General features: G+C 33.3%; 12 protein-coding genes. All 12 read left to right on the forward strand.

The window, feature by feature from the left end:
* The first annotated feature begins 95 nt into the window (after window positions 1-95).
* The gene (gene uppS, locus AC6FXG_RS01290; RefSeq protein ID WP_500571249.1) at window positions 96-773 is read left to right on the forward strand and encodes a polyprenyl diphosphate synthase; all 678 of its coding nucleotides are present in this window, start codon (window positions 96-98) and stop codon (window positions 771-773) included.
* Complete coding sequence (locus tag AC6FXG_RS01295; protein WP_500571250.1) at window positions 773-1,549, forward strand: phosphatidate cytidylyltransferase; 777 nt, start codon at window positions 773-775, stop codon at window positions 1,547-1,549. Before uppS ends, AC6FXG_RS01295 begins: the two co-directional genes overlap by 1 nt.
* Window positions 1,549-2,541, forward strand: a complete 993-nt coding sequence (locus AC6FXG_RS01300) for a M50 family metallopeptidase (protein WP_500571251.1) — start codon at window positions 1,549-1,551, stop codon at window positions 2,539-2,541. The genes AC6FXG_RS01295 and AC6FXG_RS01300 overlap by 1 nt, the downstream gene beginning before the upstream one ends.
* Complete coding sequence (gene ispG, locus AC6FXG_RS01305) at window positions 2,522-3,613, forward strand: flavodoxin-dependent (E)-4-hydroxy-3-methylbut-2-enyl-diphosphate synthase (protein ID WP_500571252.1); 1,092 nt, start codon at window positions 2,522-2,524, stop codon at window positions 3,611-3,613. The genes AC6FXG_RS01300 and ispG overlap by 20 nt, the downstream gene beginning before the upstream one ends.
* A 220-nt stretch (window positions 3,614-3,833) precedes the next feature.
* Window positions 3,834-4,787, forward strand: a complete 954-nt coding sequence (locus AC6FXG_RS01310; protein ID WP_500571253.1) for a helix-turn-helix transcriptional regulator — start codon at window positions 3,834-3,836, stop codon at window positions 4,785-4,787.
* Between the two features lie 163 nt (window positions 4,788-4,950).
* Window positions 4,951-8,994, forward strand: a complete 4,044-nt coding sequence (locus AC6FXG_RS01315; protein WP_500571254.1) for a PolC-type DNA polymerase III — start codon at window positions 4,951-4,953, stop codon at window positions 8,992-8,994.
* A 67-nt stretch (window positions 8,995-9,061) separates the two neighbouring features.
* The gene (locus AC6FXG_RS01320; protein WP_500571255.1) at window positions 9,062-10,147 is read left to right on the forward strand and encodes a phosphodiester glycosidase family protein; all 1,086 of its coding nucleotides are present in this window, start codon (window positions 9,062-9,064) and stop codon (window positions 10,145-10,147) included.
* 77 nt (window positions 10,148-10,224) lie between these two features.
* On the forward strand, window positions 10,225-12,804 hold the full coding sequence (gene polA / locus AC6FXG_RS01325; protein WP_500571256.1) for a DNA polymerase I: 2,580 nt from the start codon (window positions 10,225-10,227) through the stop codon (window positions 12,802-12,804).
* Window positions 12,794-13,363: a dephospho-CoA kinase gene (locus tag AC6FXG_RS01330; RefSeq protein ID WP_500571257.1), complete on the forward strand. Its 570-nt coding sequence runs from the start codon at window positions 12,794-12,796 to the stop codon at window positions 13,361-13,363. Before polA ends, AC6FXG_RS01330 begins: the two co-directional genes overlap by 11 nt.
* On the forward strand, window positions 13,347-13,997 hold the full coding sequence (locus tag AC6FXG_RS01335) for a lytic transglycosylase domain-containing protein (RefSeq protein WP_500571258.1): 651 nt from the start codon (window positions 13,347-13,349) through the stop codon (window positions 13,995-13,997). Before AC6FXG_RS01330 ends, AC6FXG_RS01335 begins: the two co-directional genes overlap by 17 nt.
* Window positions 13,994-15,523 (forward strand): ABC transporter substrate-binding protein, encoded by a 1,530-nt coding sequence (locus tag AC6FXG_RS01340; protein ID WP_075573709.1) that lies wholly within the window; start codon window positions 13,994-13,996, stop codon window positions 15,521-15,523. The genes AC6FXG_RS01335 and AC6FXG_RS01340 overlap by 4 nt, the downstream gene beginning before the upstream one ends.
* A 137-nt stretch (window positions 15,524-15,660) precedes the next feature.
* The gene (gene rsxC, locus AC6FXG_RS01345; RefSeq protein WP_500571259.1) at window positions 15,661-16,986 is read left to right on the forward strand and encodes an electron transport complex subunit RsxC; all 1,326 of its coding nucleotides are present in this window, start codon (window positions 15,661-15,663) and stop codon (window positions 16,984-16,986) included.
* The last annotated feature ends 9 nt before the right edge of the window (window positions 16,987-16,995 follow it).

The raw sequence follows: 16,995 nt of genomic DNA on the forward strand, positions 1-16,995 counted from the left end.
GTTATCATGAGTTTTTGAATACTTCTACAGAATAAAGTGAATTTTGTATTTTTTTATTTTATATGATATTCTATATCTATTAAAGAGGTGATATTTTGCACATAGCAATAATTATGGATGGCAATGGTAGGTGGGCTACAAAACGTGGTTTGCCAAGAGCCTTTGGCCACAGAAAAGGAATGCAAAAGGTAATCGAATCCATAGAGTGGGCTGATGAAAATGATATTAAATACTTAACCCTCTATGCTTTTTCAACAGAGAACTGGAAGAGGCCACAAAATGAAGTTTCTTTTTTGATGAACCTTTTGATTGAATATATAGATAAGGAGCTTAGAACTCTTCACGAAAAGAATGCCAAGGTAAATATTTTTGGAAGTTTAAAAGAGCTTCCAGAAAAGTGTCGCGAGAAACTTGAGTATGCTGTTGATTTGACAAAAAATAATACTGGCCTAGTAGTAAACTTTGCAATAAATTATTCTGCCTGGCAAGATGTAGTTTTTGCCACACAAAAGATTGTAGAGTCAGGTATTTGTGCAGAAAAAGTTGATGAGGATTTGATTAGGAAAAATTTATTTACCGCTGGAATGCCTGATCCAGATTTTATTTTAAGGACTGGAGGAGAACTGCGTCTATCTAATTTTATGTTGATGCAAGCGGCTTATTCAGAATTTATTTTTAGGGATCTTTTTTGGCCAGATATTACATGGGACGATTTGGACGCTTGTCTTGAAGAGTTCAATCACAGAAAGAGAAATTTTGGGGGACTTAAGTAATGAGCACATTTAAAACAAGGTTGATCACATCGATTGGAATAGCGATTTTTTATATAGGAATGTATTTACTGGGTAGCACTGTTGCAACAATAGCAACTAGTCTTATTATATTGGGCATTATCTATGAGCTTGATAAGTGCTTTAAAACAAAGGACATAAGGCCTTATAGTATTTTTTTGATGGGAATAGTAATCTTTAGATCAATAAATTCATTCCTGCTTTTTAAATACAGTTATTTTCATATAGATAATATTTTAATCTTAGCCATGCTGATTTATTTTATTTTTGATGATAGTCAAAATAAGCTTATGAATGTATGTGCAAGTACCTTTATCTATGTATATATCCTGATTTTAGGCAGAACTTTCTATACCTATCAGGTATTTAATTCTGACAGATTTTTATTAATTATTGCCATTACAACTGGTGCTGATGTTTTTGCTTACCTAGGTGGCAGCCTGCTTGGCAAACACAAACTCATGCCAAAAATCAGTCCTAAAAAGACAATTGAAGGTGCAGTTTTCGGCCTATTGGGTGGTATTGGACTTGGGTTACTTGCAGGTTCGTTAGTATTAAACTTATCTGTTAATTTTAAAAGCATTTTAGTTTTATTGTTTGCATCAATTATGGCTGAATTTGGAGACTTATTCGCTTCATCTGTAAAAAGGGCCTTGGGAGTTAAGGACTTTAGTAATCTTCTACCAGGCCACGGAGGACTTTTGGATAGGTTTGATAGCATTTTATTTGTGGCATTTGCATTGGAGTTATTTTTATAATGAAATTTATCTACGCATTTTTAATTTTACTTGGCGTAATTACCATCCATGAGTTTGGGCATTTTATTGCAGCCAGAATTGTCGGAGTAAGGGTCAAGGAGTTTTCTATAGGAATTGGACCAAAATTATATCAAAAGCAGGGAGTGGAAACTTTATTTAGCATAAGAGCTCTGCCACTTGGTGGCTATTGCAGATTTGACGATGAGGAGGACGAAGAGAACCTTGGATTTTCTTATAAATCTTCTGACAAAGTTGATTATGAGGATGCATCAAATGGCAAAAAGCTAATTATTTTAATAAGTGGTATTCTTATGAATATGTTTACTGCTTTATTAATTTTATTTTTGATGTTTTCTTTTTATGGATATCCTTCAACCTATGTTGAAAAAATTGTCCCAGGATCTATAGCAGAGGAAGTGGGCATCCAAGAAGGAGACCATATTTTAAAGATTGACGATATCAAAGTCAATACCGCAAGTGAACTAATGGGAACGGAAGCATATAAAAATAAAAAATATACTCTTACTGTAATTAGAAGTGGGGAAGAGCTTTTAATTCCAATAGACTCTAAGGATGGCAAGATCGGAGTTTATTTTGCAGTGAGAAAAAATCCTGGAATTGCCATTAAACAGAGTTTTGCTACAGCAGGCATGTTTATAAGTGAAATTTTTAAGGCCATCAAAGAGATTTTTGTCGGCAAGGCTGATAATTTGATGGGCATAGTCGGTTTTGTTGCCACAGTTGGCACAATGCAAGGGGTTAACTTAAATGTAATACTGATGATTATAGTAAATATCTCTATATCACTAGCAGTATTTAATATACTTCCTATAGCGCCGCTAGATGGTGGACAAATTTTACTTGTATTAATTGAAAGTATAATCGGTAGAAAACTTAGCGACAAAGCCAAAACGATTATTATGAGTATTGGTATAGTTTTTATACTTTATATTTTTATAAGGAGTTTAATGAATGACTTTTCAAGATTTTAGTGAGTACAAGAGAAGGCCTACTAAAAAAATTAAAGTTGGTAATGTATTTGTAGGTGGAGACGCTCCTATTAGTGTTCAAACAATGACAAATACCATAACCTCTGATGTTGATGCTACTGTTAAGCAAATTTTAGAGTGCGAAAGCTACGGTTTGGACTTAGTTAGGGCAGCTATTAATACAAAAGAGGATGCTCTTGCCATTAAAAAAATTAAAGAAAAAATTAATGTACCTTTTATTGCAGATATCCAGTACGATTATAAGCTCGCTATGTGGGCCGCTGAAAATGGGGCTGATTGTATTAGGATAAATCCAGGCAACATGCAAGACAAAGAGGGTTTAAAATCCTTGGTTACCTTGCTAAATGAAAGGGATATTCCTATTAGAATTGGCGTTAATTCTGGATCTATTGATACGAAAATAATCGATAAATTTGGTGGAGTTAATGCAAAAAGCCTGGTTGAAAGTGCTTTTTCTGAGGTTAAGACCTTAGAGGATTTAAATTTTACAAACATCAAAGTTTCCATTAAATCTTCGGATATATATGTGGCTGTTGCAGCCTATGAAAATTTTTCTAAAGCCATGGACTATCCTCTTCACTTAGGGATAACTGAAGCTGGCCCATACGAAGAGGGAATGGTAAAATCAGCGATAGGAATGGGAATATTACTACACGAAGGCATTGGTGATACTATTAGAGTTAGTTTGACAGATGATCCTTATAAAGAGGTCATAGCTGGTCAAAATATTTTAAAGTCTCTTAATTTAAATGCAAAAGGAATTAACCTTATCTCATGCCCAACTTGCGCAAGGACAAATGGTCAAATGATTGAGATGGTTAAAGAATTTAAAGAGAAAATGCCAAATATTAATGGGAAGATAAATGTTGCAATTATGGGTTGTAGCGTAAATGGACCTGGAGAAGCCAGAGAGGCTGACATAGGAATTGCTCTTATGAAAAACAAGGTAAATCTCTTTAAAAAGGGAAAAATCATTAGAACTCTTGATAAGTATATGGCTGTTAGTGAATTGATCGATGAGATAAAAATAATGGATTATGAAGCTAATAATTGATTCTATTTCGTATTTTAGAAAATGGGTTAACTAAGGTTTTTGTATTTAGCATGCTTATGCTCAAATAATTTAGAATTAATGGCGTGATAAATAGTCACGTCTATTTACATATAATATTTTTATAAAAAAATTTATTAATGGTTACTGTACATATTTGTGTATAGCAGAGAGAAATCTTCCGTGTTATAATATAAAAAAGAGATGAGAAAGAGGTTTATATATGAATTATTCAAGGGTTAATTTGTTGGGATTGTTAGAAATCTTAAAAAAATATTCTGATGAGAATCATATTTTATCCATTGATCAAATTCAAAACTATATGGAAGATGAATATGGTATAAGTCCTGATAGAAGGTCGATTTATAAAGCAATCGATACTTTAATTGACTTTGGATATGATATTTCAAAGTATAAAGAAAATGGTAAAGGATACTTTCTCAGGGACAGAATGTTTGAAGCAAGTGAAATATCGATGCTTTCAGATATGATTGTCAATTTTAAATTTCTTGATATCAAATACAAAAAAGATATTGATAGAAAATTGAAAAGCCTAGTATCAATTTATAAACGCAAGGAATATAAAGATTTAACAGACACTAATCCAGAAACAATAAGAGAGATCTTTTTAAATATTGAGATTTTACAAGAAGCTATTTCAAATAAAAGAAAAGTATCGTTTGTATATCTACAATATGATTTAAACAAGAAACTTGTACCAAGGAAAAATGAATTATATGTTGTAAATCCCTTTGACTTGATTGTAAAAAATAGCAAATATTACTTAATATGCTCCAAAGATCCGTATACCAACATTTCTTTTTATAGGTTGGATTTGATAAAAGATTTAAAAATTTTAGAAGAAAGTTCGTTGGAAATCAAGGATGAAGACATTAAAAAACAAATAGAAAATTCTATTTATGCATTTAGTGGTAGTCCAGAAAAAATTATTTTAAGATGTAAAAATGAAGTGATAGACTATCTGATAGAAGAGCTTGGAAATAATATCAATATTAAAAAAGAGGATGAGGAATTTTTTACGGCAGAATTTAATGGACCAACAAAAGGCTTGGTTTATTGGGCCTTACAATTTTTAGAATATGTAGAGGTTGTTGAACCAATAAATGTTAGGGAAGAGATAATAAGGATTTTAAATAACAATAGTTATAAGAACTAGCAGCAACATTTTCTTGTATTTGCTATAGATAGATTTAGAAATATTAATATTTAAAGGATTATAAAATGGAGAAATTCATTAATAAATAATGAAAAGGAGTCATAAATGAACATAAGACAGTTTGATAGGCAGAAAAAGAGTAAAAGAATGGATGGTGAGTAAAATGGATAATTCGATTTTAGAAGTGATATTAACTGGCGATGATATTGAACATTTTAATAGTTTGAACTTTAAAGTTGAAAGGGTGGACTTAGATACCAAGACCAATTCTATAAAAGTCAGCTCTTGTTCTAATCAAAACATCAATCAAATTGATTTAGATTTCATCAAGAAGGCTTTTGAAAAGTACTTATCTTCTCTGGAAGTTATAGTAAACAACAAAATTATAAAGACTGACGTTGAAGACGAGAAGGATGTTGATGCTCAGAACTTGCTTGATAGCACCGAAAGTTTAGTAGATGAATATAAATTTGATGATGAGTTCGAAGAAGAGGATTTAGCTTTTACAAATAAAGTTTTAACCGAAGAAGTGGAACCAGCAAAGGAAAGTAAGAAGACTGAAAACAAGAAGAGTTTTTATAAATTCTCCAAAAAAGATTTTAAGAATATTATTAAAATAAAAGATCTAACCCAAGATGATGTTTTTCCTACTGTAGAAGGGGAAATTTTTGCTTTAAATATTAGAGATACCAGACGTGAGGATCTTAAGATTCTTGGCTTTTATGTATATGATGAGACTGAATCTTTAATGGTTAGGGCTTTTATAAATTCAGATAAATTGGATGAAATAAAGAACAATTTATTTGATGGTCAGTATATAAGATTAAATGGTGATTACGCTTACAACAATTTTGATAAGTGTATGGCTCTTACCATGCGTAATTATGAGATTGTAGAGAAAGAAGCTCGTCAAGACAATGCAGATGTTAAGAGAGTAGAAATTCATGCCCATACAAAGATGAGTACTTTAGCGGGGTCAATTGATGCTGGAGATTTGGTCAAGCAATTAAAGGCATGGGGACACAGGGGCTTTTGCCTTACAGACTTATCTAACGTTCAAAGTTATCCTGATGTAATGGATGCTTCTGATGAAAATTTTAAAATTGTATATGGTATTGAAGGCGTTTTAATTGATGATAACGAAAGGCTTATTGTTGATTATAAAGATGGCTTCAAAGACTTTGTTGTTTTTGATATTGAATCCACTGGGCTTAATCCATTTAGCGACGATGTAATTGAAATTGGTGCTGTAAAGATTAGGGATGGTGAAATTGTTGATAGGTACAACCAATTAATAAATCCAGGCAGGCCTATATCTGCTTTTACAACGCAATTAACTAGTATTACTAACGAAGACTTGGCTGATAAACCAAGCTTTGAAGAAATAAAAGATGACTTCTATGATTTCATCAAGGGAACTATTTTGGTTGCCCACAATGCTGAGTTTGATATTGGCTTTATGAAAAGAAAATACAGCGAATATGGAATATATTTAGACAATCCATACGCTGACACGCTTAAAATCAGCAGATATACTTTAACTGACTTAAAGAGACATAAGCTTGATATTGTTGCTGAAAGATTAGGGGTAAGTCTACAAAACCACCACAGGGCAGTAGACGACGCCAACGCTACAGCAGAAATTTTTATTGCTCTTGTAAATATTTTGATTAGGCAAGGAGATATAGAAGACTACTATGGCCTAAAGGATATTAAATATATCAATGAGTTTTCTAGTTTTAATGCACTTATTTATGCGAGGAACTATACAGGTTTGATAAATCTTTATCACTTGGTTTCAGATTCTCATACAGATAGCTTTATGCATGGGCCAAAGATTATGTTAAGTGATTTGGAAAAATATAGAGAAGGATTAATCCTTGGTGCAGAGGCAATAAAGGGCGATTTATTTAATAAAATTCAATCGGGATTTTTAAAAGAAGATCTTGAAGATATGATTAGCAAATACGATTTTGTTGAAATTCAACCTTTTGATAACTATGCAGGCCTTCTGATGTCCAATAGATATAATTCGGTTGATGATTTAACTTCTATTTTAAAAGAATATATTGGTACTGCTGATTTTTATAATAAAAAAATAATTGCGGGCGGCAATGTCTATGAGATGGTTCCAAATGATGTAATTATTAGAAGAATTTTGGCCAAGGGTCGTGGAGACTTTAGAGGTGAAAATGATCCCCCTATGTTCTTGAAGACAACAGATGAGATGCTAGCGGGCTTTAACTTTATTTCTGATAGGGCCTACGAATTTGCAGTTGAAAATACAAATGAACTTTTGGATGCATGTGAACAGTTAAGACCAATTCCTAAAGAAAAGTTTCCACCTATAGTTGAAGGCTCAGATGTGGAATTAAGAGAGTCTTGTCTTAAAAAAGCGAGGTCTATTTATGGTGATGACTTACCTGAAATAGTTGAGAAGAGACTTGAAAAGGAACTTAATTCTATAATTTCAAACGGTTATGCAGTTATGTATATTATTGCAGAGAGACTTGTTAAAAAATCGGAAGATGATGGATATATAGTTGGTTCTCGTGGTAGTGTTGGATCAAGTTTTGCTGCAACTATGAGCGGCATTACAGAAGTTAATCCCCTGCCACCACATTATGTATGCACAAAGTGTAAGTACAGCGAATTTGATGAAAGCGGCAAGTATAATGTAGGCGTTGATATGCCAAATAAAGATTGTCCACACTGCGGCATTGAAATGAAAAAAGATGGCTACAATATTCCTTTTGAAACTTTCTTAGGATTTAATGGTGATAAGGAACCAGATATCGACCTTAACTTTGCCGGTGAATACCAACCAAAGGCCCACGCTTATGTAGAAGAATTATTTGGCCACAATTATGTCTTTAGGGCAGGGACTATTGGAACAATTCAATTTAAAGTTGGCTATGGATATGTTAAAAATTATTTTGAAGAGAAAGGTGAACATGTATCCGATGCTGAGGTTTATAGATTAGTTGACAAAATGATTGGTATAAAGAGAACAACAGGCCAACACCCAGGAGGCATTATGATTGTTCCTAAGAATAAAGATATCCATGATTTTTCACCTATACAATATCCAGCAGATGATGCTAATTCAGGCGTGTTTACAACACACTTTGCTTATAAGGCTATTCACTCGAATATATTAAAGCTAGATATACTTGGTCACGATGGTCCTACAATGATTAGGATGCTGGAAGATATGACTGGCGTTAGCCATAAAAGTATAAAATTTGATGACCCAGAAATTTTATCCATGTTTTCATCTACTAAGCCTTTGAAATTAGACCCAGAAATTTTGGGGTGCAGCACAAGTACTCTAGCTATTCCAGAATTTGGAACTGACTTTGTTGTAAGCATGCTTGATGATACAAATCCTAAAAACTTTGCTGACCTTGTCAGAATTTCAGGCCTATCACATGGAACGGATGTTTATTTAAATAATGCAAAGGACTTGATTGAACAAGGAGTGTGTGAACTAAAGGACGTTATCGCAACCAGGGAAGATATTATGACTTATCTATTACATGCTGGTATGGAAAATGATTTTTCTTTCTTTACCATGGAAAAAGTTAGAAAGGGAAAACCACTCACTGAAGAAGATGAAGTCAAGATGAGAGATCATGGTTTGCCTGAATGGTATATAGATTCATGTAATAAAATTAAATACATGTTCCCAAAAGCTCATGCTGTTGCATATGTAATGTTAAGTTACAGGCTTGCTTGGTACAAACTTCATTATCCTGAAGCCTTTTATGCAACTTTCTTTACAACTAAAAAGATTGACTTTGACTATTCTGCAATTACAGGTGGTTTAGAGAAAATAAATGAAAAAATAAAAATTATAAAATCTCTTGAAAGACCTACACAAAAAGAACAAAATGACTTAAAATTATTAATTGTTGCAAGAGAAATGTATCTTAGAGGTATAACTTGCAAGCCAGCTGATATTTATAAGTCAGAGCCTTTTAAATTTTTAAAAGCTGAGGGAGCAATAATTCCACCTTTAACTGTAATTCCAAACTTAGGAGATGGGGTTGCTGAAAGTATAGTTGAAGAGAGAAATATTTCTAAATTTTTAAGTTTGGATGACTTGATGAAGAGGACTCGACTAAATAAGACAAGTGTCGCATATATGAAAGATCATGGAATCTTGGAAGGTATGCAAGATACAAATCAAATATCTATGTTTTAAACTTGATATAAAAATAAATCTATGTTACTATTAATTAAATAAAACAGATATTTTTTTAGGAGGAAATATGAAAAGAGTTCTTTGTATTATTTTATCTTTAATAATGCTGACAAGTATTTCTTTAGCCGGAGCGCCAACATATGAATCCAAAACTGTTAGCGGTGTAAGGGCTAATGTTGTAAAAGTAAAGTTAGAAGAGGGCGTTAAACTTAGGGTTGCCAAAAACAATGATAAGTTAATTGGCGCTGAGTCCTTTCAATCCATGGTAAAAACTTATGGTGCAAAGGCTGCTATAAATGCTAACTACTTTGACGCTTATAAAACCTTGGAGCCAATGGCAACGATTATCAAAGGTAAACAAGTTATTCATATGGTTGGCAATACTGCAAGCCTAATGGTATATGATGATTACAAGGTCCACTTTGATACTCTCACACTTTCTTATAAAGGAAGCCTTGATGGCAAGACTAAAAATGAGTGGAATAATAATACACAAGCAATGGATTTTAATATTTTTAGCGTATGGTATGTAAACCAAAATCCTAATGACCAATCAGGTGTTTATATATTTACAAAATACAGAAACAAGGACATAGTTTTAAATGGTGGTTGGATAGTAGAGGTTGTCAATAATGTTGTTGGTAAAACTTATTCGCCGGCAGGGAAAATTACAATACCTGAGAATGGATACGTAATTTATTATGGACCACAAGCAGCTGACAAAAATTTTGTTGACCAAAGATTTAAAGCAGGTAGAACTGTTGGCCTAGAACTTGTGGATCAAACTGGCAGCTCAACTTTTAAAGCTGGAGATAAGGATATAAAATATTCAGATATATCCGACATGATTGCTGCTGGACCTATGGTTGTAAAGAATGGGAAAAATGTAGCAGCAGAAAATAAAAAGGCTTTTAAAGAAGCGAAGATAAATACAAACTCTGCTCAGAGATCTGCAATTGGTCTTACAGCAAATAACGAGCTCGTTATGGTGACATGTGTTGCCACTATGGAAAAGCTCGCTGAAGTGATGATAGCATTAGGATGTAAAGACGCAATGAATTTAGATGGCGGAGCTTCAAGTGCCTTATATGTAAATGGGAAATTCGTAAAAGCTGCCGGAAGAAATTTAAATACAATATTTATGGTTCAATAACAAAAGCATGCCCAGGGCATGCTTTTTTTGTGTAGAAATGTTTATTTTTATATGTTATAATTAATCTAGGTGATAAAATGAATAATTTCTTAATAATAGATGGATCGTCATTGGTTAACAGGGCTTTTTATGCTCTGCCGCCTTTAACGAATAAAAAAGGTATACAGACAAATGCTATATATGGATTTATAAGAATGTACAAGAGGCTGGTTGAAGAATACAAACCAGAGCTTGTTGCTGTTTTATTTGACCCAAAGGGACCAACCTTTAGGCATAAAATGTATGATGGATATAAGTCAACAAGAAAGAAATTTCCGCCAGAATTAAGCTATCAAATTTCAATTTTAAAAGATCTTTTAGATGAAATGGGAATTAGGACTTATGAAGTTCAAGGCTATGAAGCTGATGACTTGGCCGGAAGTTTATCAAAGAAATATTCTGATAACTACAATGTCGTTTTAGTTACTGGAGATAGGGACTATTTGCAACTTGTAGATGACAATGTAAAAGTTATCTATACAAAGAGGGGAATATCTGAAACAGTTGACTATGATAGGCAAATGATTATGGATGACTACGGACTTACACCAGACCAGCTTATTGATTTAAAGGCCCTCATGGGAGATAAGTCTGATGATATACCTGGCATAGATGGAATTGGTGAAGTCACTGCAAAAAAACTTCTTCATGAGTATAAAACCCTTGATGGCGTCTATGATAATATTGACAATATGAAGAAAAATAAAACTACCGAAAGAATTGCAAATGGTAAAGATGCTGCCTATCTTTCGAAGGAACTTGGGAGAATAAAGTGCGATGTTGAGGTTGAGAGTAAAGACTACTTTAAACTTAGAGACCCTAACACCGAAAGAGTAAATGAAATTTTCTCTGACCTTGAATTTCAAGATTTTACAAGTGGAGAAAGCAAGGATGATAAAATTGAAGTCGAATATAAGATAGTCGATTCTTTTAAAAATATTAAATTTGCTTCAAAGACTCTGGCTGTCAAGCAATTTTTCAGAAACTCCTACCACAATGAAGAGCCTTTAGCTTATGGAATATTCGATGGAGAAAGAGCTTATATTTCTGAGTCAGCGAATGATTTCTATGAAATTTTTGATGAAAAATATGATTTTATAGGTGGAAATATCAAAGAGGACCTATATCATTTAATAAAGAAAGGCATCAATAAAAACGGTTTTAAATTTGATGTTGTAGTGGGCGATTATTTAGTTGATCCTACTTCAAATGGAGAAACTATTTCTGCTGTGTATGGGAGATATTTTTCATCAGCTACAAACTATGAAGATCTTTTTTCTAAAAACAAGAAGACTAAAATAGAAGAATTTGATAAGGATGAACTCTTCAATTCATATGCTGTGGGTCTAGCACAAATTTATAAGCTTTATCCCGTTTTAGAAGACAGGATAAAATCCATGGATATGACCGATCTATTAAATGATATTGAACTTCCTTTAACCTATGTGCTTGCAAATATGGAATACGACGGAGTAGAGGTGAAAAAATCTATACTAGAAGATTTGGGCAAGCAATTCCAAGCGGATCTAGACCAGATGGAAGAGAAGATATTTGAACTAGCCGGAGAAGAATTTAATATTAATTCTCCTAAGCAGCTAGGCGAAATATTGTTTAATAAACTTGAATTGCCTGTTATTAAGAAAACAAAAACGGGTTTTTCTACAGACCAAGAAGTATTGGAAAAATTAAGTGACAAGCATCTGCTTCCAAAGCTAATTCTTGAATATAGGCAGGATAGTAAATTAAAGAGCACATATGTAGATGGTATTGTCGATATAATTGATGAAGATGGGAGGCTTAGGTCTACATTTAACCAAGTAAAAACAGCAACAGGTAGAATTTCCTCAACAGAACCTAACCTACAAAATATTCCTACAAGGACTGAAAAGGGAAGGATGCTGAGGAAGGCTTTTGTTGCAAAAGATGGACATCAATTACTTGACCTAGACTATTCACAAATTGAACTTAGGGTGTTAGCTGCGGTTAGCAAGGAAGAAAAAATGATTGAAGGCTTTCATGGGGACTTAGACATTCATAGGAAGACTGCAAGTGAAGTTTTTGATATTCCTTATGATGAAGTAACAGACATGGAACGCTACCATGCCAAGGCTGTTAACTTTGGTATCGTCTATGGCATAAGCGACTATGGACTCAGTCGGAATTTGGATATTGGTAGGGACTCTGCCAAAGAATACATCGACAACTACTGGAGACAATTTCCTAATGTAAAAAAATATATGGACGATGTGGTCGAAGGTGCTAAAAAAGATGGTTATGTAACGACTTTGTTTAATCGCAGAAGGGCTATACCTGAATTAAATAGCAAAAATTTTAACATTCGTAGTTTTGGTGAAAGAATTGCTCTTAATACTCCAATCCAAGGGACAGCTGCAGATATAATTAAAATTGCCATGGTAAAAGTTTTTGATTATTTAAGGGAAAATAAAATGAAATCTAAACTTATTTTAACCATTCATGACGAATTGATTTTAGAAGCGGCTGATGATGAAGTAGATAAGCTTGCAAAAGATGTTAAACACATCATGGAAACGGTTACTGATATGGGTGTTGATTTGAAGGTTGATTATAGCATTGCAAAGGATTGGTATGAAGCCTAAAAAAATAGTAATAACAGGTAAAATTGGATCTGGAAAGAGCAGTTTTATCAAGATCTTAAAAGATAAAAATCAATTTGGATTAAGGTCTGCAGATGATGACGCAAAGGAAATAATTTCAAATAACATAAAAGATATAGATGAAATTACAAGAAAGATTTGCGGCGAAGGCATAGACTACAGGGATGTTTTTTTCAAAAATCAAGATCTAAAAAAAGAAATCGAGGATTTCGTCTACTATAAGCTTTATGATTATTATGCTAGTATCAAATCTGACAAAGATATATTTTTTGAAATACCGCTTTATTTTGAATCTATGGGTATAGCTAATAAATGCGGTTTTATACCTGATGAAGTAATTTATATAAATGTTGACAAGGATATAAGATATAGGCGTCTTAAATCTAGCAGAAATATGACAGACCAAGATATTATCGATAGGGACAGATACTTTGTTTCAGATGAATTTGCAATAAAAAAAGCACATACTATAATCGATAACAACGAAAGTATAGAAAGATTTCAAGAAAGGATAATAGAATATCTTGATAAAAAATATTAAATTTTTAATTAAACTAATGCTTACGCTGGCAGTTCTATATGTTGGCGTAAACTTTTATTTATCATACAATTACCCGATAAAATATGAAAAGGTTGCCGATCAAGTTTGTGCAGAAGTTGGAGTAGACAAATCTTTGGTTCTTGCAATTATAAAAACAGAGAGCGGGTTTGATCCAAATGCAGTTTCCAAGAAAAATGCCCTTGGCCTAATGCAGGTGATACCTGAAACAATAGAGTACACATCACAAAAGTATGGGATTGAAGTCGGAATAAATGATATTTTTACTCCAGAAAAAAATATGGAGATTGGTGCCTATTATCTAAAGAATTTAATTGAAAGATTCGGCAGTACTGACAGGGCAATACTCGCTTACAATGCTGGACCAAGTGTGGTTAAAAGATGGATTGACGAAGGCCTTGAAGATGTAAATGATGACACTTATTCTTGGGTTCCTTATGATGAAACCAGGAACTATATAAAAAGAGTTAAGAAGGCTAGGAAGGGATATGAATTTTTAATTAGCAAGGACTATAGGGTTCCACAGAATATGCAAGAATATTTTATGAAATTAACAAAGGCAGAAGATGGAGTAGTTCCTGCTATAAAAAAATTTATTAAGGAGTTTGTAAAATGAAAAGGATAAACATATTTATACTTTGCATACTTATGCTGTTTTTATCTTCGTGCACTCAAAAAGAAGTCTCTGTTGAGGATGAAAAGCTTAACTACCTCCTTGCAGAGACAGGGGAGATAAGCATTCCTCTGACACCCTTTGAATCCTTAGATCCTCTTACAACAGAAAATATGTCTTATTTTTATTTATCTAGTTTAATTTTTGAAGGCTTATTTACTCTAGATGATAATCTTAGGCCACAAACTTTATTGGCTAGCTCATATAATTTGGATAATAACAAGATGACCATTAGCATCAAAGATGGCATAACTTTTCATGATGGATCAGCTTTGACAGTAAGAGATGTCTTGTATTCTCTAGAACATTTTCAAAACTCCGCTAAAGGACCCTATTATAATCTTGTAGTCAACAATATTTCTAGAGAATTTCCTTTGAGTGGAAAAATAATTGATAATACAACAATTGAGATTAGTTATAATGGAGTAGGACCATTTTTAAAGGAATATTTAATTTTCCCAATAGTAAAAGAGGGAACTCTAAGTAAAAAAATCCCTTTGGGAACCGGACCATATATGGTTGATAGCTATGAGAATAAAAAAGAAATAATTTTGCAAGCATACGAAAATTATCATGACGAAATGCCAAGTATTTCTAGAATTAGAGGGGTTTATCATGATGACAAAGATTTGATTTACACTTCTCTTGAAACTGGTAGGATTCATGTATCCACATCATGGGGACAAAACTTTTATAGGTTTTTTAATAATGAGCATTTTAATGCCCAAACTTATCCTTCCAATGAAATGTATTTTTTATTTTTAAATCCTGAGGGAGAATTAGCAAATCCAAATTATAGGGAGGCTATAAAAAGTTCCATTGACAAGGAAAGAATTATTAAGATTGCCTTAGATGATCAAGGAATTAAAACAACTGGATTTATTAATCCCAACAGTTATTTTTGCAGGGTAGGCCAAGATATTACAAATATTGACAAAGCAAAAGAATTACTGTCTGGTGAGAAACCAACTCTTAAATTTTATTTCTATTGGAAAAATGAATATCAGCTTAAAATTGCAACTCTGATTGCAGAATCTTTGTACAATTTGGGAATAAAAGTTGAGTTTGTTGGAAATTCTGACGAGGATTTTAATACTTATTTGGAGAATCTAAAGGCTGGTGGTTACGACATTGCCTTATCATCAATGGCTGTAAATATTATTCCAGATTATTCCTACAATTTAAATTCAGGTATATTTCCTTATCAATCAGAAACTATTAGCAAACTAAATGAAGATATCAAATCTACACACAACGAATCAGATTTAATCTTAGTTACCAACAGTATAGATGAGACTATTAATAGAGAGAATATTTTTATTCCCCTTGTCTACAAGATGAATGCCCTTATATATTCAAATGCTATAGTGGGGGATATAAAACCAAATATTATTTTTCCTTATAAGTCACTTAGCACTGCATATTTTACAACTAAAGAAAATGAAACCATTGATGAAGACGCAAACTAAAAATTTTAGTTTGCGTTTTTTGGTGATTCAAATCACAAATTCAACAAAATTTTACACAAGCCCTATAAATGCCGTTTTTTCCTTGAATTTGACCAGGTCTTATGCTATAATTTTTATGAAAGGCGAAGGTGATAAATATGAATTTAAAACATCTTACCTTCAAGGGCGGTATACATATACCAGAGTTTAAAGAACTTTCCGAGCACGCTCCAATTGAAAAGGCAAAAGCTGTTGCTGAAGTGATTATTCCACTTACACAACACGTTGGTGCTCCTTGTGAGCCAACAGTAAAAGTTGGCGACGAGGTAAAGATTGGTACGGTTATTGGAGATGTGGAGGCGTCATTATACGCACCTGTTCACTCCAGCGTATCGGGGGTTGTTAAAAAAATCGAAAAGAGATTTACCCTTGATGGTTCTAGTGCAACTTGCGTTACAATTGAAAACAATTTTAAAGATGAATTTGAATTTCAAGAATGTGACAAAAAAATTGAAGATTTTTCTATTGATGAAATAATCGAAGCTGTCAAAAAAGCTGGTGTAATCGGTATGGGTGGGGCAGCATTCCCTGCACATAACAAACTTTCCGGCGCACTTAAGGGCATCGACTCTATAATTTTAAATGGGGCAGAATGTGAGCCTTATTTAACTTGTGACCATAGAATGATGCTTGAATGGGGCGATAAAATTATTGAAGGCTTAAAGATTATTATGAAGGTTACTAACGCAACCAACGGTTACATAGGGATAGAAGACAACAAAAAAGATGCCATAGAGTCTTTAGAAGCTAAATTGAGCTCTTCGGCAAATCTTCATGTAGCTGATCTTATTACAAAGTTTCCTCAAGGTGACTCATATAGAATGGTTGACTCTATTTTAAATCGTAAAGTTCCTCAAGGCGGAAGAACAGGCAATGTAAATACACTTGTTACCAACGTTGGTACTTCTGCAGCTATTGCAGATGCTGTTTTAAGAGGAATTCCTTCTTATGAAAGAGTTGTAACAGTAACTGGTGATGGTATAAAGACTCCAAAAAATATTTTGGCCAGAGTTGGAACCAAAATTTCTGACTTAATAGAAATGGCAGGGGGCTTTAACGGTAATCCAAAAGCTATTGTAGCTGGTGGACCAATGACAGGATTCTCACAATTTGATGTGTCTACTCCAATTCAAAAAAATACATCAGGTCTTCTTGTACTTGCAGAAAATGATGCTGCAAAATATGAGATGAGCCCATGTATTAGATGTGGTAAATGTATTCATGGATGTCCTGTACATTTAATGCCTCTAAATATTGCTGCCCTTGCAATCCATAATAGGTTTGAAGATACAGCAAAGTACAATGCTCAAGCATGTATAGCATGCGGTTCATGTTCTTACATTTGCCCAGCACATAGGCCACTGACAGAAATGGTTGTCGCAGCAAAACGTGAACTAAGAGCTGCATCGAGAAAGGCTAGATAGGAGGTAGTT

Source organism: Ezakiella massiliensis (assembly GCF_059862345.1).